Origin of the sequence: Capnocytophaga sp. oral taxon 336 str. F0502 (assembly GCF_000411575.1) — a bacterium.
Lineage (GTDB): Bacteria > Bacteroidota > Bacteroidia > Flavobacteriales > Flavobacteriaceae > Capnocytophaga > Capnocytophaga ochracea.
Map to the genome: position 1 here is coordinate 494,309 of NZ_KE150489.1, position 19,764 is coordinate 514,072.

At 37.8% G+C, this 19,764-nt stretch carries 20 protein-coding genes and 2 tRNA genes; 15 read left to right on the forward strand and 7 right to left on the reverse strand.

The window, feature by feature from the left end:
* The first annotated feature begins 159 nt into the window (after positions 1-159).
* The 5 genes from HMPREF1528_RS05545 (at position 160) to HMPREF1528_RS05565 (ending at position 4,330) form a co-directional block, all read left to right on the forward strand.
* Positions 160-231 (forward strand) — tRNA-Glu (locus HMPREF1528_RS05545).
* Between the two features lie 69 nt (positions 232-300).
* A complete protein-coding gene (rpsT, locus tag HMPREF1528_RS05550) occupies positions 301-558 on the forward strand; it encodes a 30S ribosomal protein S20 (RefSeq protein WP_016478977.1) in 258 nt (85 codons plus the stop codon).
* Between the two features lie 83 nt (positions 559-641).
* On the forward strand, positions 642-1,760 hold the full coding sequence (locus tag HMPREF1528_RS05555) for a hypothetical protein (RefSeq protein ID WP_016478978.1): 1,119 nt from the start codon (positions 642-644) through the stop codon (positions 1,758-1,760).
* Positions 1,761-1,779: 19 nt separating this feature from the next.
* The gene (locus tag HMPREF1528_RS05560; protein WP_016478979.1) at positions 1,780-3,567 is read left to right on the forward strand and encodes a vWA domain-containing protein; all 1,788 of its coding nucleotides are present in this window, start codon (positions 1,780-1,782) and stop codon (positions 3,565-3,567) included.
* Positions 3,568-3,706: 139 nt separating this feature from the next.
* Entirely contained in the window at positions 3,707-4,330 is a 624-nt protein-coding gene (locus HMPREF1528_RS05565; RefSeq protein WP_016478980.1) for a rhodanese-like domain-containing protein, read from the forward strand.
* A 92-nt stretch (positions 4,331-4,422) separates the two neighbouring features.
* Here HMPREF1528_RS05565 and panC read toward each other — a convergent pair whose 3' ends face one another.
* Complete coding sequence (gene panC / locus HMPREF1528_RS05570) at positions 4,423-5,319, reverse strand: pantoate--beta-alanine ligase (RefSeq protein ID WP_016478981.1); 897 nt, start codon at positions 5,317-5,319, stop codon at positions 4,423-4,425.
* A gap of 56 nt (positions 5,320-5,375) precedes the next feature.
* On the opposite strand from panC, the gene HMPREF1528_RS05575 reads away from it, so the two are divergent.
* From HMPREF1528_RS05575 to HMPREF1528_RS05615, 9 genes are all read left to right on the forward strand, one after another.
* Positions 5,376-6,185, forward strand: coding sequence for a glycogen/starch synthase (locus HMPREF1528_RS05575; RefSeq protein ID WP_009411690.1), 810 nt, complete (start codon positions 5,376-5,378; stop codon positions 6,183-6,185).
* Positions 6,186-6,192: 7 nt separating this feature from the next.
* On the forward strand, positions 6,193-7,725 hold the full coding sequence (locus tag HMPREF1528_RS05580) for a DUF4270 domain-containing protein (protein ID WP_016478982.1): 1,533 nt from the start codon (positions 6,193-6,195) through the stop codon (positions 7,723-7,725).
* Positions 7,726-7,727: 2 nt separating this feature from the next.
* Positions 7,728-8,051, forward strand: a complete 324-nt coding sequence (locus HMPREF1528_RS05585; RefSeq protein WP_016478983.1) for a translation initiation factor — start codon at positions 7,728-7,730, stop codon at positions 8,049-8,051.
* A 36-nt stretch (positions 8,052-8,087) separates the two neighbouring features.
* Positions 8,088-8,834, forward strand: coding sequence for a 3-oxoacyl-[acyl-carrier-protein] reductase (fabG, locus tag HMPREF1528_RS05590; RefSeq protein ID WP_016478984.1), 747 nt, complete (start codon positions 8,088-8,090; stop codon positions 8,832-8,834).
* Positions 8,835-8,870: 36 nt separating this feature from the next.
* On the forward strand, positions 8,871-9,677 hold the full coding sequence (locus tag HMPREF1528_RS05595) for an outer membrane protein assembly factor BamD (protein WP_016478985.1): 807 nt from the start codon (positions 8,871-8,873) through the stop codon (positions 9,675-9,677).
* 12 nt (positions 9,678-9,689) lie between these two features.
* Positions 9,690-10,004, forward strand: a complete 315-nt coding sequence (locus tag HMPREF1528_RS05600) for a DNA-directed RNA polymerase subunit omega (RefSeq protein ID WP_002670957.1) — start codon at positions 9,690-9,692, stop codon at positions 10,002-10,004.
* An 89-nt stretch (positions 10,005-10,093) separates the two neighbouring features.
* Entirely contained in the window at positions 10,094-11,278 is a 1,185-nt protein-coding gene (gene coaBC / locus HMPREF1528_RS05605; RefSeq protein WP_016478986.1) for a bifunctional phosphopantothenoylcysteine decarboxylase/phosphopantothenate--cysteine ligase CoaBC, read from the forward strand.
* Between the two features lie 36 nt (positions 11,279-11,314).
* Positions 11,315-12,196, forward strand: a complete 882-nt coding sequence (fabD, locus tag HMPREF1528_RS05610) for an ACP S-malonyltransferase (RefSeq protein ID WP_016478987.1) — start codon at positions 11,315-11,317, stop codon at positions 12,194-12,196.
* The gene (locus tag HMPREF1528_RS05615) at positions 12,193-12,963 is read left to right on the forward strand and encodes an ABC transporter ATP-binding protein (protein ID WP_009411683.1); all 771 of its coding nucleotides are present in this window, start codon (positions 12,193-12,195) and stop codon (positions 12,961-12,963) included. Before fabD ends, HMPREF1528_RS05615 begins: the two co-directional genes overlap by 4 nt.
* A 199-nt stretch (positions 12,964-13,162) precedes the next feature.
* Here HMPREF1528_RS05615 and HMPREF1528_RS05620 read toward each other — a convergent pair.
* The 5 genes from HMPREF1528_RS05620 to rocD form a co-directional block, all read right to left on the reverse strand.
* Positions 13,163-13,236: transfer RNA gene (locus tag HMPREF1528_RS05620), tRNA-Asp, on the reverse strand.
* 142 nt (positions 13,237-13,378) lie between these two features.
* Positions 13,379-14,722 (reverse strand): dGTP triphosphohydrolase, encoded by a 1,344-nt coding sequence (gene dgt / locus HMPREF1528_RS05625; protein WP_016478988.1) that lies wholly within the window; start codon positions 14,720-14,722, stop codon positions 13,379-13,381.
* Positions 14,723-14,735: 13 nt separating this feature from the next.
* Positions 14,736-14,945 (reverse strand): membrane protein insertion efficiency factor YidD, encoded by a 210-nt coding sequence (gene yidD / locus HMPREF1528_RS05630; protein WP_002680684.1) that lies wholly within the window; start codon positions 14,943-14,945, stop codon positions 14,736-14,738.
* Positions 14,946-15,013: 68 nt separating this feature from the next.
* Positions 15,014-15,823: an enoyl-ACP reductase gene (locus HMPREF1528_RS05635; protein WP_009751608.1), complete on the reverse strand. Its 810-nt coding sequence runs from the start codon at positions 15,821-15,823 to the stop codon at positions 15,014-15,016.
* A gap of 119 nt (positions 15,824-15,942) precedes the next feature.
* The gene (gene rocD / locus HMPREF1528_RS05640; RefSeq protein WP_016478989.1) at positions 15,943-17,187 is read right to left on the reverse strand and encodes an ornithine--oxo-acid transaminase; all 1,245 of its coding nucleotides are present in this window, start codon (positions 17,185-17,187) and stop codon (positions 15,943-15,945) included.
* Positions 17,188-17,608: 421 nt separating this feature from the next.
* Here rocD and HMPREF1528_RS05645 point away from each other — a divergent pair, with 421 nt between their 5' ends.
* Positions 17,609-18,079, forward strand: coding sequence for a hypothetical protein (locus tag HMPREF1528_RS05645; RefSeq protein ID WP_009411679.1), 471 nt, complete (start codon positions 17,609-17,611; stop codon positions 18,077-18,079).
* Positions 18,080-18,157: 78 nt separating this feature from the next.
* Here the strand turns inward: HMPREF1528_RS05645 and HMPREF1528_RS05650 are convergent, their stop codons facing one another.
* Positions 18,158-19,414 (reverse strand): sulfate adenylyltransferase subunit 1, encoded by a 1,257-nt coding sequence (locus HMPREF1528_RS05650; protein ID WP_016478990.1) that lies wholly within the window; start codon positions 19,412-19,414, stop codon positions 18,158-18,160.
* Positions 19,415-19,764 lie beyond the last annotated feature (350 nt).

Below are 19,764 nucleotides of genomic sequence, written 5' to 3' on the forward strand. Positions count from 1 at the left end.
CATAGAAAAAACACAGATTAACAACCTACTAACTATAAGACAGTTAAGAAATAATTTTATCGTTTTTGTAAAAAAAATGTTCAAAAATATTGCAGGTATAAAAAAAAGTAGTACTTTTGCCACCGCATTAAAGGAGAAGTAGTACTTTAATGGCAGAAAGGTCCGTTCGTCTAGGGGTTAGGACGCAAGGTTTTCATCCTTGTAACAGGGGTTCGATTCCCCTACGGACTACTAAATGCAACTATTAGAAGTATCTTCAAAGGAAAGGTACGGCGATAAAAATAAAACTAATAAAGGAAAATGGCAAACCATAAATCAGCATTAAAAAGAATCAGAAGAAACGAAGCAGCTCGTTTACGCAATCGTTATCAACACAAGACGGCTCGTAACGCCGTGAGAAAACTACGCGCTTTGGAAAATGTAGAAGAAGCCAAAGATCTTTTCCCTAAAGTAGTTTCGATGATTGATAAACTTGCTAAGAGAAATATTATTCACGCTAATAAAGCGGCGAATTTAAAGAGCAGTTTAGCTAAACATATTAACAAGTTAGCTAAATAGTCATTTAGGTTTTAGATTTATCACTAATAGCCAGATTTATGTAAGTAAGTCTGGCTTTGGTGTTTTCAGTAATACAAGAGGTTATGAAGTACAGATTTTATATATTATTCAGTTTATTAACGTGTTTCATTTCGTGTAATGACGACAAAGAGACTAACAAAACAAGGCAAGCGCACAAAGTTAAATCAATTGACTTTGAGGAGTTCAAATTGATAGACCTTACCCCTAAAGCTCAAGAGGATATGAAGCATTGGAAGAGTTTTCAATCGCTGATGCAGGTGATTGTTTCGATGGCTCCTGCCAAGATTAAAAACACAGATGATTTAATGCTCTCAAACCCCGATAGCCTCTTGGTGTACAGTAGACTGTACCCTATCAACTCTAAAACTGAAAACATCAATAGCTTAGTAGAACGTGATTGGCGAGCTCCCGCAGAGGCTTCGAAAGATACTGTTTTTAGGTTTGAAAAGAAAAAGAACAATGAGGTAGCCTCTTTACAATGGAGTAGATTTTTGGTAGCAAACATTCCTTATACTTTTTCTGTAGTTTTAAAAAAAGTAAACTATCCAAAAGTAAACCTAAATTTCTCAGAGTCCAACAGCGATGAACTATCGGCAACCTTTGGATTAGATACGCTTAACTCCTCGACAAGCAACGTAAAAAAGACCACCCTAGAAGACGATTGGAACAGATATCAGATTACTTTTTCACCTAAAAAATCAGCTCCTTACACTATAAAACTTTCCTTAGATGAGAATGCTAAAGAGAATGACAATGTAATTCTGTATCGTTCTGTTTTAGAACTTCCTGCTAAATACTTTCACAAAGTAGGACAGTATTCGGACAAGATTGTGGGGGAACATTCGGAAGTAGAGAGCTCTTATTATTCAGTATTCTTTTGGTTGGTGCAGATAGAAGATGCTTTACGGGAATTACTCAGCGATGACGCTACCTTTCCTGAAAAGATAAATGTTCCTACTGTGAAAGCACGTCTTAGACTTTTCCAAACACAGATAAAAGTCTTAGCTGACAATGTAAAGAACAATCCAGATTTTAAAGAAGAAGAGCTTAAAAGCAATATTTCGCTATTAGGACAAACGTTTAACAGTGTGATTGCGCGTATCAATAACATCTATGGAAACGACTTAGAAGAACGAATGAAGTTTATTGGTACACAAGACACCGATAGTATACCTAAATAAACCTTATTAATTTTATCATATGAAACGAATACTAATTTTATTTTTCTTTACACTGACCACACTGTATGCACAAGAGTACGAAGTAACAGGTACTGTTACTGATGACGCTAAAGACCCATTACCTGGAGTTTCGATAGTAATTAAAGGAACTACCAAAGGTACTCAAACTGATTTTGATGGTAAATACACTATCAAAGTAAAGAATGGTGATATCTTAGAGTTTTCTTATATAGGAATGAAAATCAAACAAGTGAAAGTTACTGGACAGAAGATTATCAATGTAGTTTTAGAAGAAGATAATGTTACACTTCAAGAAGTGGTGGTAACAACAGGTTATGTAGGTAAACGTAATAGAAAAAAAGATAAACAAAAGAAAGCTGTTGCTTATGACATTTATGAACCCTCTCGCGAAACTTATAAAGCGATAGACGAAAGTGGCTTTAAAAGTACAGCTACAGATCCCGTAACTACTTTCTCTGCTGATGTGGATAAAGCTTCCTACAGCAATGTGCGCCGTATGATCAACTATGGGCAAAAACCTGATGAAGATACAGTACGCATAGAGGAACTTATTAATTATTTTGATTATAACTATACACCTCCAGCCGAAGGTAGCAAAACACCTCTCAATGCTACAACAACGCTAAGTAGCTGTCCTTGGAATCCTGATAATTATTTGTTGCGCATTGGATTACAAGCAAAGAAAATAGATCTTACCAAAGCGCCACCTTCTAATATAGTGTTTCTAATAGACACCTCAGGTTCTATGGACTCACCTAACAAGATGCCGTTGCTAAAAGCATCGTTCAAATTGCTTTTGGATAATTTACGTTCAGAAGATAGGATAGCGATTGTAGTTTATGCGAGCCAAACAGGAGTTTTACTGCCTTCCACCTCAGCTAAAGAGAAGAAAAAAATATCTAAAGTGATAGACGATTTGGTAGCTAGTGGGTCTACTGCAGGAGGAGCTGGATTGCAAACCGCTTACAAAGTAGCTAAAAAGAACTTTTTGCCCAAAGGCAATAACCGTATTATCTTAGCAACCGATGGCGATTTCAATGTGGGAATTTCTTCACGTGATAAGTTGCAACGTTTGGTAGAAGAGGAACGTAACAATGGTATATACATTTCTGTATTAGGCTATGGTATGGGAAATTACCGTGATGATATGGCAGAGACTATTGCCGATAAAGGAAATGGTAACTATGCTTATATCGATAATCTTACCGAAGCCAAAAGAGTATTAGTGAATGAATTTGGCGGTACACTTTACACCGTAGCTAAAGATGTGAAATTGCAGTTAGAATTCAATCCCCAATACGTGAAAGAATACCGATTGGTAGGCTATGAAAACCGTGCTTTAGCCAATGAAGATTTTGAAGACGACAAGAAAGATGCTGGTGAAATAGGTGCTGGACATACCGTAACTGCTTTGTATGAATTGGTACCTGCCAAAGGCGCTACAACCGATGGGTTGCGCTATCAAAAACAAGTAGAAAAAGGATTTGCTAACGAATTAGCTTTCCTCAAAATACGCTATAAAGACCCTGTACTAAAAGATGCTAAAAGCGTAGAAGAAAGCACTCCTATCCCTTTTACACTTACTGAGTTCGCTAAAACAGATGATGATTACCGCTTTGCATCAGCCGTAGCTGAATGGGGAATGCTCTTAAGGAACTCTAAATATAAAGCTAAATCCTCATACTCTCAGGTACTTGACTTGGCTAAAAACGCTATAGGTAAAGATGAGGAAGGCTACCGAAAGGAGTTTATCCGATTAGTGGAAGTTTCGGAGAAACTGAAGTAATGAGCTAATGAAAGCCTCACCTCACTTCACATACTCTGCTCTCGCAGACTTCTCCAAAGGAGAGGAAACAATTCATAAAAACGAGTATTTACGGAGCAAAATTGTTCTAACGCTAAGCTATATAATAAAATTAATCTTTATGAAGTATTCAATGACCTTAGGGATACTTTTGCTTGTAACAATTACAGCAAAATCCCAAACGCTCGCCGAGCGTATCAACGCTAAAAATGTAACTTTAATAGATGTGCGTACTCCAAAAGAATACACCGCGGGGACTGCTGAAGGAGCCATTAATATTCCTTTGGAAGAGATGGGTGCCCGATGGCAAGAACTAAAAGGAAAAGAGAATATTGTCCTCTTTTGCCGTCGCGGTATACGCGCTGGCAAAGCACAGGACATTCTTAAAATGCACAACATTACAGCTGTGAATGGCAAAACAGTAGAACACGTAAAATCGTTACAGAAAGTAAACTTAGTCGATAAGCTCACTTTTAAGACTGATAAACCTACTACTTATTTTGTAAAAGACGGCAAGAATGTGAGACAAGTAGCCATAGCTTTAGGTGAAGGAGGAGTGCTAAAAAAACACACTACCAGTATCCCAGCAACTCTTATTATGGTGAAAGGAACTGTACGTTTTCTTATCAATGGAGAAGAAATTGTGCTCAAAGACCTCGATACCTATCAAATACCCGTAGATGTAGAACACGAAGTGATAGGAGTAGAGAAAGAAAATGTATTTATAGTTACGAAGGGAAATTAATCAATTAGCTATTTACAAGATATATAACTTTGCCAAAGCTCGTAGCACAAGAGACTATTAGAGTTTTGGCAAAGTTTTTTATTACTTTTTACCTAAAAAGCAAGGTTATCAATCAATCTTACTCCCTCGGCGTGTACGACTATAAAAGCACGGTAGTCTTTACCTGCTTCTTTTTTGGTAATAGATTGCAAAGTATGCGCATCGGTAATGGTAAAATACTCTAAGGTGAAGTCGGGCTGTTGAGCAAAGACTTCTTCTACCCACGCTTCTACTTCGGCAGGGCTATGAGTAGCAAAACGTTCTTTGGCAGCGAGTAGAGTGCTGTAAATAATGGTAGCACGCTGTTTCATCGACTCGCTGAGGAGAGCATTGCGGGAGCTGAGAGCCAAACCATCGGCATTGCGCACGATTGGGCAAGGAACAATGGTTACTGGCAAGCCCTTTTGTCGCACCATTTGCTGAATAATAAGCAGTTGTTGGTAATCTTTTTCACCAAAATAAGCTCTATCGGGCATTACAATCTCAAAAAGTTTTTTAACAATCGTGCCTACACCATCGAAATGACCAGGGCGAGAAGTACCTTCCATCACTTTGTCTAATCCTGCAAAGTCAAAAGGTTCAGCGACTACTTCTTCGCCATAAATATCGGCTACGGTAGGGGCAAAAATAAATATCTCTTTACTGAACTGAGCAATCTTCTGAGCATCGGCTTCTAAGGTACGCGGGTATTTCTGCAAATCGGTAGGATTGTTAAACTGTGTAGGGTTCACAAAAATGCTCACTACCACTATATCATTCTCTTGTTTAGCTTTTTTTACGAGTGATAAATGTCCGTCGTGTAAAGCGCCCATAGTGGGCACTAATCCAATTGTTTTTCCTTGATTTTTAAGGGTTTCCAATAGGTTATGGAGTTCCTTTTGGTGTGTGTAAATCATCGGTATCAAATCTTTTTTGGGTGCAAACTTATATAAAATTATGGATATGTGCATAATTTTTTGTACTTTTGTGCCTTCTAAGAGCTAATTAAAATAACTAATTACTTTTTATGAAAGATAAAAAAGTACTCTACGTATCGTCGGAAGTGTTGCCTTATTCGCCCTATAGTGAGTTGGCAAAGATGTCATTTGAAGCCCCGAGAATGGTGAATAACAATGGAGGGCAGATACGTATTTTTATGCCCAAGTTTGGTAATATCAATGAGCGACGTCATCAGTTGCACGAGGTGATACGCCTTTCGGGGATGAATATTATTATCAATGACATTGATGTACCTCTGATTATTAAAGTAGCTTCTATCCCTAAGGAGCGCATACAGGTTTATTTTATTGACAACGATGAATATTTCAGGCGCACTGGCACACTCTTTGATGGGGAAAACAATATGTACCCAGACAACGATGAGCGTTGTATTTTCTTTGCTAAAGGTATTGTAGAAACTGTTAAAAAACTTAATTGGTTACCCGATATTATTCATATACACGGTTGGGCATCGGCTTTGTTGCCTCTTTACTTGCGCACCTATTATAAGGATGAACCTATCTTTTCAGAAAGTAAGATTGTTACCTCAGTATTCGATAGCGATTATGAGGGAGCTTTGGACAGTACGCTTATCAATAAAGTGGCTTTTGACGGTATTAGCAAAAAGACGGTAGACCCGCTAAAAAATCCTACTTATTACAATTTGATGCGTGTCGCTATCAAGTATTCGGATGGAGTTGTAGTGGTGAGTGAAGATATGCCTGAGGATTTCCAAACCTACCTGAAAAATCTAAGAAAGCCTGTGCTTTACAACAGTGATAAGGAAACTTTCCAAGATTCTTACCGCGAATTTTACACTAAAATATTAAAGAAATAACAAACGAATGAATAACATACAGAAGATTTTATTTTTTGCTACTATAGTAACACTTTTCAGTGCGTGCTCAAGTAATGATTTTAACGAGATAGATGGTGGACTGCTAAAAAATCCTAATTTTGACACTAATGTATTTACAGCTACTATTCAGGTAAGCCAAGTAAAAGAAAGTGCGGTACAAACCAACGGTTTAGGAGGATATTTATTAGGACAGTATAGCCAAGTTCCCTTTGGTACTAAATCGGCTACCATAGTGGCACAAGTAACATTACCAGCTGTTAATCCGACTTTTGGAACTAAAACACAAGCCTCTGAAAATAAGGATAATAAACAAGAAAAAGAGAAAGTAACCGAAGCTTATTTATACATTCCGTTCTTTAATCCGAACAGTTCTAATAGTAAAGCTACTTATAAAAAAGATGGTGAATATACCCTAGATTCTCTTTATGGACATAAAAACGCTTCTTTCAATATAGACGTAAAAGAGCTCAACTATTATTTAAGTGATATTGATACAGATCTCAACGCTAAAGTATATTATTCTAATAATACTGACCTTACCAATAATTTGGGAGCATCGATAGTGTCAGGTACTACTACCGCTACCTCTTATACCATCAGTAATAAATCTATCACCCGCTATCAGTTTGACAACCCACGAACTACAGAAGATGAAAGTAAAAAAGTACAAGATGTATTAGCACCAGGGTTGCGTATTCCACTAAGCACAAATTTCTTCCAAACAAAAATTATCAACAAGGAAGGCAGTAGCGAACTTGCTAACGCTAATGAATTTAAAAAATATTTTAAGGGGATAAGCGTCAGTGCTTCTAACTTTTCAAAGGATTTAATGATCCTCCTAAATATGGCAAATGCAAAAATAGAGATTGTATATAGCTATGAAACTTCAGGAACGAATTCTACAACTACAGAAACTCGTAAAAATCGTTATGAACTTTCATTGAATGGCATTACAGTAAACTTATTTAACAATTCAGGAGAGAGTTTGACTGATAGCAGTAAAATATACCTCAGCGGAGCCTTAGGACAAACGGCTTCGATTACTATCTCAAATACAGATATTGCCAATATTAAGTCGCAAAAACTAATGGTAACCGATGCGAGTTTATTGTTATATGTGGATAATTCAGTAAGCTATACAAAAGAGCCTGAACGCCTCTTTATCTATAACACCCAAACAGGAGCTGTACTTGTAGATTATCAGTACGACCCAACATCAAATGCTGATTCGTCTACTTATTCATATCTCTATCATCTAGGAAAATTGCAAAAAGAAAACGGAAAAGGAGCTTTTTACCAATTGAGGATTACCAATCATATTTTAAATCTGGTTAATGAAATAGGAACAAATGTACCTTTAGGAATAGTAGTAGCTTCTAATATAAAAAACACTAACTCAGGAGCATATTTGAGAGACACTAATACAAAAGGCAAAATACTATCTTCAGCAGTGGCTACTCCTTTGGGTACTGTTATAAAAGATGTAAAATTGCGTATCAGCTACACTCAACCTAAATAGTGATGGATTTAAGAGATCAGTTAAAATCACTTTTCCCTGACCATATAGAAGAGGAGATACCTCAAGAAGCTCCTTCTAATATTTGGTTGCAGGATGAACCTTTACTATGCAAATACGAAAAACGCAAAGGAAAACCCGTAACCGTAATTGAGGGCTATAATGGCGCAGAAGCCGATTTTAAGATTTTGGCTAAAGAACTCAAAACGTACCTTGGCGTAGGGGGAACTGTGAAAAACGATACTATCCTCATACAAGGTGATTACCGTGACACTATTATGCAACTTCTCAAAAAAAAAGGTTTTAAGGTGAAGCGCATAGGCGGTTGAAAACAATTGACAATTCATAATTAACAAATTAGTAATATGAAATTATTAGAAGGAAAAACAGCTATTATCACTGGTGCTAGTAGAGGCATTGGGCGTGGTATAGCCAAAGTATTTGCATCCCACGGGGCAAATATTGCTTTTTCGTACAGTTCGTCAGTGGATGCTGCAATGGCATTAGAGAAAGAATTAGCTACAAAAGGTGTGAAAGTAAAAGGCTACCAAAGCGATGCTTCTAACTTCGCACAGTCGCAAGAATTTGTAGATGCAGTGGTAGCGGAATTTGGCACAGTTGATATTCTAGTAAACAACGCAGGTATCACTAAAGACAACCTACTGATGCGCATCAATGAAGAAGATTTTGATAAGGTAATAGAAGTAAATCTCAAATCGGTGTTTAATATGACCAAAGCGGTACAGCACATTATGCTTAAACAACGTAAAGGTTCTATTATCAATATGAGTAGTGTGGTGGGCGTGAAAGGCAATGCTGGACAGTCAAACTATGCGGCTTCTAAAGCGGGAATTATCGGCTTTACCAAATCGATTGCCTTAGAGTTAGGCTCTCGAAATATCCGTTGCAATGCTATCGCTCCAGGCTTTATAGAAACCGAAATGACAGCTGTACTTGACGAAAAAGTAGTACAAGGCTGGCGTGATGTTATCCCCCTAAAACGTGGCGGACAACCCGAAGACGTAGCGAATGCTTGTGTGTTTTTAGCCTCTGAAATGTCGGCTTACATCACAGGGCAAGTGCTCAATGTTGATGGAGGAATGCTCACATAATTTTGTTATATCAGAAAAACTTTTTATTTTTGCCGAATGTTAATAAAAAAATATATCATCATCGGTCTGCTGACTGTGCTCTTTACTTCGTGTGGAGAGTATCAAAAAGCCTTAAAATCAAAAGAAGGAAGCGTAAAATACACTGAGGCTGAAAAGCTATATAAGGCTAAAAAATATAAAAAAGCGACACGCCTTTTTGAACAAATAGCTTCAGAATATGCGGGTAAGCCACAAGGAGAACGTATTTATTATATGTTTGGAGATTCTTACTATCAGCTAAAACAATACAGTTTAGCGTCTTATCAGTTTGAACGACTTCAGAAATTATATCCTCGTAGCGAAAAAGCTACAGAGTCGGCTTTCTTAGAAGCAAAATCGCTTTACTTGGAAACTCCTAAATATAGTGTAGACCAAACTTATACTTATCAGGCTCTTGAGAAATTACAATACTTTTTGGATAGATACTCTGATAGTGAATATGCTAAAGAAGCTAACGAGCTAGCCTTAGACTTAGTAACTCGCTTAGAGAAAAAAGAGTTTGAAATAGCTAAACAATACGACCAAATACGCGACTATCAAGCAGCAATGAAGTCGTTAGACAACTTTTTGACCAATAACCCAGGTAGTGTCTTTAGAGAAGATGCGTTGTACACGCGTTTGCATTCAGCTTACGAGTGGGCTATAAATAGTATAGAAACTAAGAAAGAAGAACGCCTCAATACCGCTAAAGAAGCTTACGACAACTTATTGCGTGCCTACCCTGAAACTAAATACAAAAAGGAAGCAGAGAATATGCTTACGAAAATAAACACATCATTAAAAAGTTTTACATCACAAAAATAATATCATTACATTATGGATTTTAAGAAAATAGATGCTCCTACCACTACTGTTACTTATAACAAATCGGCTATAGAAGCACCTACGGGTAATATTTATGAAGCTATCTCTATTATTGCTAAAAGAGCTAACCAAATAAATGCCGAAATTAAAAAGGAATTAGTAGAAAAATTAGAGGCTTTCGCTACTAATAATGATAGCTTGGAGGAAATCTTTGAGAATAAAGAGCAAATAGAGGTATCTCGCTTTTATGAGCGCTTACCTAAACCACAAGCTATTGCTGTAAAAGAATGGCTTGAAGGTAAGATTTATTACCGTGAAGCCGAATAGAATTGGGTATTTATAGATTATTTGTTAGGCTTTAAGCAGTAAGCGTTTGCTTGCCGTTTAGAGCCTTTTTCTAATTATATTTCTGAATTATGAATATCGTACTTGGTATCACTGCAGGTATAGCGGCTTATAAGACACCTCAATTAGTACGCTTGCTCACCAAAAAAGAGCACAATGTAAAGGTAATTCTCACTGAGAATGCAAAAGAGTTTGTAACACCTCTTACCCTCAGTACAGTATCTAAAAACCCTGTGCTAACAAATTTTTCCTCTCCTGAGGGCAATTGGTATAGCCACGTAGAGTTAGCTCTATGGGGAGATGCGATGCTCATCGCTCCTGCTACGGCTAATACCATTGCTAAAATGGCTCACGGTGTATGTGATAACTTACTGTTGGCTACTTATTTCTCCGCTAAAGCACCCGTATTCATCGCCCCTGCAATGGATTTGGATATGTATGCTCACCCTACGGTTACAGAGAATTTAATTAAATTAAAGTCTTTTGGTAATCATATCATTCCCGCAACTTATGGCGAACTTGCTAGCGGACTTGTAGGGCAAGGACGTATGGCTGAACCCGAAGATATAGCCCTGTTTTTAGAGAATGCACTTACCGAAAATCTTCCTTTTAAAGGTAAAAAAATTCTCATTACTGCAGGTCCTACTTACGAGGCAATCGACCCCGTACGTTTTATAGGAAACTTTTCTTCTGGCAAAATGGGGATTGCCCTTGCTAATGAAGCCGTACGACAAGGAGCTGAGGTACATTTAATATTAGGTCCCTCTACTGAAAAGAATATTCACTCACAAATACACTTGCATAGGGTGGTAAGTGCTCAGCAAATGTACGAAGCTGCTGTAATCGAATTCTCTACTTGTGATATCGCTATCCTTGCCGCTGCTGTGGCTGACTATACGCCTGAAACTGTAGCCTCCGAAAAAATTAAAAAGAAAGGCGGTAATCTCAGTCTTACCTTAGTGCCTACCGTCGATATATTGGCATCTTTAGGAAAAATCAAAACTACTCAGACGCTTATAGGTTTTGCCTTAGAGACTGAAAATGAAGTTGCCAATGCCCAAACCAAATTGGAGAAAAAGAATTTAGATGCTATTGTACTCAACTCCTTGCGCGATACAGGTGCAGGCTTTGGTACCGATACTAATAAAGTTACTTTTATTACTAAAGAAACACAAATCAGTTTTCCTTTAAAAACTAAAGAAGAAGTCTCTAAAGATATTTTGACGCAAATATTTGGTATTCTTATAGAAAAGTAATATTTTTGTACTTTCAATCTTATAAAAATAAAACAAATGAAAGCATACATCTTCCCTGGTCAAGGAGCCCAATTTGTAGGTATGGGGCTTGATTTATACGAAAAATCTGCTGAAGCCAAAGCTCTTTTTGAAGCAGCTAATAGCATTCTCGGCTTCTCCATTACTGATATAATGTTTAGCGGTACTGATGAAGACCTCAAACAAACCAAAGTTACCCAGCCTGCTATCTTCTTGCACTCAGTAATCCTTAGCAAAGTACTTGGTAAAAATTTTGCTCCTCAAATGGTTGCAGGACATTCATTAGGTGAATTTTCTGCTTTAGTAGCCAATGAAGCCCTCTCATTTGAAGATGGTTTGCAATTAGTAGCCAAACGTGCTACCGCTATGCAAAAGGCTTGCGAATTACAACCTGGTACAATGGCTGCCGTATTAGGCTTAGACGATAGTAAGGTTGAGGAACTTTGTGCAACAGTTGACGGAATTGTAACCCCTGCCAACTATAATTGCCCAGGTCAGTTGGTGATTTCAGGTGAACTCAAAGCTGTAGAAGCAGCTTGCGAAAAGATGAAAGAAGCAGGAGCTAAGCGTGCTCTTGTATTGCCTGTAGGCGGAGCTTTTCACTCAGTACTGATGAAACCTGCCGAAGAAGAATTGGCAGCAGCGATTGAGCAAACGACTTTCCATAAACCGCTTTGTCCAGTATACCAAAATGTAACTACTACGGCTGTAAGCAATGAAGCTAACATTAAAAAGAACCTCATCAAGCAACTTACTGCTCCTGTGAAATGGACACAAAGTGTACAACAGATGATTGCTGATGGTGCTACCGAATTTATTGAAGTAGGACCTGGCAAAGTACTACAAGGCTTGGTGAAGAAAATAAACAAAGAGGCAGTGGTAGCTTCGGCAGAAATATGATACAAGTAGAAAATTTACATAAATCTTTTAATGGAACTGAAGTGCTCAAAGGTATTTCTACTACTTTTGAAAAAGGTAAAACGAATCTGATTATCGGGCAAAGTGGTTCAGGTAAAACTGTGTTCCTCAAATCACTTTTAGGTCTTTTTACCCCCGATTCGGGCGACATTATCTACGATGGGGTGAAGTACGCTGATATGAAACGCAAAGAACGTGTAGCCTTGCGTCAAAAAATGGGAATGGTATTCCAAGGAAGCGCTTTATTCGACTCTATGACGGTGCTCGAGAATGTGATGTTCCCTTTGAAGATGTTTTCTCAGAAAACACCTGAAGAAATACGCGAGCGTGCTAATATAGTATTGAGCCGTGTAAACTTAGTAAATGCTGATGATAAATTACCATCAGAAATTTCTGGAGGTATGCAGAAACGGGTTGCTATTGCTCGTGCGATTGTAAACCAACCCAACTATCTGTTTTGTGATGAACCTAACTCGGGACTAGACCCTAAGACCTCTATCGTAATAGACAACCTTATTCAGGAAATTACTGAAGAGTTTAACATCACCACCGTAATCAATACTCACGATATGAACTCAGTAATGGAAATAGGGGCTAAGATTGTATTCCTAAAAAATGGTTATAAAGAATGGGAAGGCACTAAAGAAACTATTTTCCGCACCGATAACGAAGCAGTTACTGACTTTGTGTATTCATCGGAGCTATTTAAGAAGGTAAGAAAGGCTTATTTAGAAGAACACGAGGATTAAGATTAATAATTAAATTTCTAAAAAGGCTACCCATAAAATTTATAGGTAGTCTTTTTATTATTAGAGAATTAAGGGAATTTATATTCTAAATCTCACTTAAAAAGAAAAGCTCTCCTTGGAGAAAGGAAAGCTTTCATTGGTTTACTATAAACCCGTGTAAAAATATTTACACAAAACAACACAACTAAATCTTATGAAGCGGTCTGGACGGGACTCGAACCCGCGACCCCATGCGTGACAGGCATGTATTCTAACCAGCTGAACTACCAGACCTTCAGTAAATTTGTGCAATTCATTTCTTCATTGCGGTTGCAAAGGTACTACTTTTTTTATTACTTGCAAATTTTTAGAGTGTTTTTTTAAACTTTTTTTAATCTTTCTTTATAATATATCTGATAATAAACATATTAAAGTATTAGATATTAAAGGTTGTATTGGCTGTTTTTAAATGTAATTCCACTGCATTACTATCGGTAAGGCTTGTAATATAACAAGTAATGCCCATCACCTTGTCATATAACGAGCCATTTTTGCGATACTTTTCAGGTAACTTTTTAAGCAAAAGTTTATCAAATGATGTTTCACGTCCGTTTTCTTGATTGATAATAGCTGTAAAAAAGATATCTAATAAATGTTGCAAAACCACATAGCCCGATACTTCTTTTTCTACTACCTCATCGGATTGGTATATACGTTCCACACTACAATCTATTACATCAGTGATTTGGTGGCGATATTTACTATCATATAAAAGCGACTGGTGAAATTCTCCTGCCAAGATTGCATCTTCATTTTGCAAGAAGATGTCGGTAGCATCTTGTATCAAAGCTCCTATAGCAACTGCGCGCAAATAAGCAATACGTTCTTCTTTAGTTTGTAGTTTGCTATATTTATAAGTATTTATCTTATCTGAGATGATACCACCTAAATACTCTAAGGCTACATCTTCGCTGATAAGTCCTAAGTTGATACCGTCTTCAAAGTCTATAATAGTATAACAGATATCGTCGGCTGCCTCTACCAAGAAAGCTAAGGGATGACGTGCATAACGCAATTCACCATTTACACTATTAGATTTTAGTCCTAAAGTTTCAGCCACCTCTTTGAAGAATTTTTTATCGCCTTGGAAAAAACCATATTTCTTATCAGCTATACGGTCAGTAGGACGTACAGGTAATGATTCTTTAGGATACTTAGTAAAAGCTCCTAAGGTAGCATAAGTAAGCCGTAAGCCCCCCTCTGCCCCCAAACGTGTTTCATTAAGGATTCTAAAGCCATTGGCATTCCCTTCAAAACTACACAAATCAGCATACTCGGCTTCTGTGAGTAAATGTTTGATAGCAGTTCCTTTTTTGAATTGAAAAAACTCTCCTATAGCCTTTTCACCACTGTGCCCAAAAGGTGGATTACCAATATCGTGTGCTACCGCAGCTGCTGCAATAATGGCTCCAAAATCATTAGTTTGGTAGCCCAATTCGCGCAAGTGAGGATATTTGGTGAGCACGTGTTTACCCACAGCACGCCCTAAACTACGCCCCACTACCGACACCTCAATACTATGTGTAAGACGTGTGTGTACAAAACTTGTTTTTGAAAGTGGAATTACTTGTGTTTTGTCTTGCAAGCTACGAAAAGCACTTGAAAAGACCACACGGTCATAATCCATATCAAAACTGAGTCGTGTTTCATCTTCATTTTTTCGCAAACGAAGACTAGTATCACCATATTTATTAAGAGAGAGTAAGTTTTCCCAAAGCATTTTTATTGTTTATTTAAGGTACGGGGTCATAGCCACTTCCTCCCCAAGGGTGGCAACTACATATACGCTTAATAGCCAACCAGCCTCCCTTAAAAAAACCGTACTTTTGCAAGGCTTCTAAAGTGTATTGCGAGCAGGTAGGGGTATACCTGCACGTAGGAGGCTTAAGTGGCGAAATGGCTACTTGATAAAAGCGCACTAAATAAATGAAAAGATACTTCATTTCATTAGTTATTAGTCAGTAGTTATTAGCCGTTAGTTTTCTAACTACTAACAACCAATTTCTAACTACTACTTAGTAAATCGTTCAATTACTTCGTTGCTTACACCAGTATTAGAGAAGCCTCCATCGTGGAAGAGGTTTTGCATCGTTACTTTGCGAGTAAGATCGGAGAAGAGAGATACCGTATAATTGGCACAATCTTGAGCGGTGGCATTACCCAGTGGTGACATAGCATCGGCGTAGGCGATAAAACCGTCGAAACCTTTTACGCCTTGTCCTGCAGTAGTAGCGGTAGGTGATTGTGAAATGGTATTCACTCGCACTTTCTTGTCTTTACCAAAGAAATAGCCAAAACTACGCGCAATAGATTCTAAGTAAGCTTTATTATCAGCCATATCGTTATAATCAGGGAAGGTGCGTTGTGCTGCCATATAAGTAAGGGCAACAATACTACCCCACTCGTTCATTGCATCATTCTTATAAAGCACTTGACATACTTTGTGAAAAGAAAGCGCTGAAACGTCCCAACCTTTTTCGGTGTTCACATAGTTAGACTCGGTATAAGGAATGTTTTTGCGCACGTTTACCGACATACCGATAGAGTGCAACACAAAATCCAACTTACCTCCTAAAATCTCCATAGCTTTAGTTACCAAGTTTTGGAGATCGTCCATATTGGTAGCATCGGCAGGAATGATTTCAGAGCCTGTTTTTTCGGCTAAGTTTTTTATTTGTCCCATACGCATTGCTACGGGAGCATTGGTAAGTACAAACTTACCACCTTCTTCGTGTACACGTTCTGCTGTTTTCCAAGCAATAGAATTTTCGTCTAAGGCACCAAAGATGATACCTCTTTTTCCTTTTAATAAATTATACATAATTTTTTCTTTTATAAAATGAATTTTGTTCCTATGGGGCAAATGTACAAAATATTTCTGTATAAATAAAAAGCTACCTGACATTTTAGGTAGCTTTCTATCTGTATACAATAAGTGTATTACTTTTCAAACGCTTTTAAAGCATTGATAATAATAGCAATACACTCTCTTAATTCCGTTTCATTCATTACCAATGGCGGAGCAAATCTAATGATATTGCCGTGAGTAGGTTTAGCGAGCAAACCATTATCGCGCATCTTTAGGCAGATATTCCAAGCAGTGTCACTCTCTTCGGTATCGTTGATAACCACCGCATTTAGGAGCCCTTTACCACGTACTAAAGTGGCTATTTTTGAAGTTTTGATATATTCGCCGATTTCTTTGCGGAAAATCTCACCCAAACGAGCAGCATTTTCAGCCAAATGTTCATCTTTTACTACCTGTAAGGCTTCAATCGCTACGGCTGCTGCCAAAGGATTGCCTCCAAAAGTACTACCGTGTTGTCCAGCTTTAATCACGTGCATAATACGGTCATCGGCAAGGACAGCACTTACGGGATACACTCCACCACTAAGAGCTTTCCCCAGTACCAATATATCTGGTTTTACATTCTCGTAGTCTACTGCCAAACGTTTCCCGGTACGCGCTACTCCTGTTTGTACCTCATCAGCGATAAATAGTGCATTATACTTTTCGCATAAGGCTTTTGCTCCGCTTAAATACCCCTCGGAAGGGACGTATACACCAGCTTCACCTTGTATAGGTTCTACTAAAAAGCCTGCTACTGTTGCTTTATTATCAGCAAGAACTTTCTCCAAAGCGACTAAATCGTTGTAAGGAACGGAAACAAAACCAGGTGTATAAGGTCCAAAGTTCTTACGCGCATTTTTATCAGATGAAAAAGATACAACTGTAGTGGTACGCCCGTGGAAGTTCTGGTCGCATACGATGATGATGGCAGCACTTTCAGGCACCCCTTTCTGTTCGTACGCCCATTTGCGACATATTTTAATAGCTGTTTCTACCGCTTCAGCTCCTGTATTCATCGGGAGAACTTTCTCGAAGCCAAAATACTCGGTTACGTACTTTTCATACACTCCGAGCTTATCGTTGTAGAAAGCGCGAGAAGTGAGTGTAAGAGTTTGTGCTTGGTCAGTAAGCGCTTTGATAATACGCGGGTGGCAGTGACCTTGGTTTACGGCAGAGTAAGACGAAAGAAAATCGTAGTAGCGTTTGCCTTCGACGTCCCACACATATACCCCTTGCCCTTTGCAGAGTACGACGGGTAGTGGGTGATAGTTATGGGCACCGTACTGATTTTCGAGTGTCATTGCTTGTTCTGAGGTTAATTTATGTGTTATCATATATTTGTGTTATATACTTTTAAAGATAAAATAATATTCATTCTATTACAAAACTATATTTTCATATTTACTTTGTGTCTAATAGTAATTTTTCTATCGTAAAAAACTTGGACAAAGATACAACAATAAATTAAATAATCCTATATATTCATATAAAAAAAGAAGTTTAACGCCTAAATTTTCTTTATATGAAATAGTTTATATCGTTTTATACTTGTAGTATTTTTTCTTTTCACAGAAATAATTCTGCAGTATTTCATACTTTTGAACAATAATTTTATTACAGTGTTAACTATTGATTTTCTTTGTATTAACATTAGATTTTATATTTATCCAAAAAATAGAAAAAAGATTTTTTGTAAAAAATTTCTTTTTATTAAAAAAATATTATACCTTTGCCTCAATTAAAAAATCATAGATTATGGCAGATACAGTATTACAACCAAAAAGTACAGACGTAAAAACAGATACGGAAGTACAACTGACAGGTGCACAACTACAACAAATGCTTGATGCTCACTGTCAAGATATGAAAGCAGGAATGCCAGGATTCCTTTTCTATGGAATTTTGAGCAGTACTGATGGTTCTATCTTAAGTAAAGCTTCTGCTAATGAGGAAGCTTCAAGGATAATTGAGCAAGGCTCTGCTTTTCACCTTACTATTGTTGATCAAGTAAAGAAAGTTGTAGATGGTAATGGTTTAGGAAAATTGGAGTTAGATTATATCCTTATTGAAACAGATAAAATTACGTTTATGCTGATGATTTCAGCTTTAGGTAAATTCTTTTCTATCACCGCTTTAGATAGACCTAAATCAAATATTGGTATCTCAAGAGCTTTACTTTACAAATGTAAAAGAGAATTTGGGACACTATTAGATGATTTTTTTTAGTATTTTTACAAAAAACTATAAAAGCACAAAACAAGAAATATCTGTTTTGTGCTTTTTTATATCAATCAAATAAAACTCTTATAATATCTTATTATTAGCATCTATCATCACAGCTCCTACAGTAGCGTTGCTGGTCTCATCGATGAGGATAGCACTACCCATTGGAGGATTGCTTTGGAAAGTGTCGTATACTAATGGGGAAGCCGTTTTGAGTCGGATTTTTGCGATTTCATTGAGTTTTACACTTTCTACGCCTTCAGTTTGGTTGAGGGTATTGACGTCTATTTTATACTCTATTTCCTTCACAATTGCTTTTACAAGTTTACTACGCTGTTGCAACAAGTATTTATTACCTTCGCGCAATTCGCGTTTATCCATCCAGCATACAATAGCCTCGATATCTTGCCCTTGCTGAGGCTCTGCTCCTTGTTTGGCAAAGTAGTCGCCACGAGAAATATCGATATCGTCTTCGATGTGTAGTACTACTGGGTCACCTGCCTTTGCTTCTGCAACTTCTTCGCCGTTATACTCTATCTTACTGAGTTTTGTACTAATACCTTCTGGTTCTACTATTATCGCATCACCTTTGCGATACGTGCCCGAAATGACTTCTCCCGCATAACCACGGTAATCGTGTAAAGCTTCGGTTTGTGGGCGTATTACATACTGCACCTGAAAACGAGGTTGGTCATAGTTGTCTTTGCTAATTTCTACTGTTTCCAAAAAGTCTAAAAGCGAATTACCTTTGTACCAAGGCATTGCCTCAGTGGTATTCACGATATTATCGCCTACAAAAGCCGAAATAGGGAAATAGTGCACGCTCTTCAATCCTAAACGTTTGGCAATCTCTTCGTACTCTTGCTTGATATTGTTAAACACCTCTTCGCTATAACCTACCAAGTCCATTTTGTTTACGGCTACCACTACCTCTGGGATATTGAGCAGGGAGGCGATGATTGAATGGCGACGAGTTTGTTCGGTTACGCCATTGCGAGCATCTACCAAAATGATTATGAGCTCGGAATTAGAAGCCCCCGTAATCATATTGCGGGTGTATTGGGTATGACCAGGAGCATCGGCGATGATAAATTTGCGTTTGGGAGTAGCAAAGTAGCGGTAGGCTACATCGATAGTAATCCCTTGTTCGCGTTCAGCACGAAGCCCGTCGGTGATGATAGCGAGGTCGATACCATCGTCGTTCTTATTTTTTGATTGTTGTTCCAATGCTTCGAGCTGGTCGGCTAAAATACTTTTGCTATCGTATAACAATCGACCTATAAGGGTACTTTTACCGTCGTCTACGCTACCTGCGGTGATAAATCGTAATATATTCATTTGCTTTATTTCTGTTGAGTAAATATAATTTGGTGCAAAAGTACAAACTAATTGGCAAATTAGCAAATTTGGAAATTAGTAAATGGGGCACGAACTACAAGAAATGCACCAGCAGAGGCGGACTTGTAGAACGGGGTCAGACAGGTGAGAGGTGCGAGTCACGCGGGCGATAGAGGGTTAGAGCTATCGGAAGAAAACAGAGAAGTTCGAAAGTGAGTTAAGAGTGATTTTGGTGAGAAATGGTCGTTAGGAGGGTATGGTTAGCTTATAGGGAGCTTATAGGAAGCTTATACGAATCTTGGACGATTGGTATAGAAAGGGTATACAAATAGTTGATTCATAATATGATA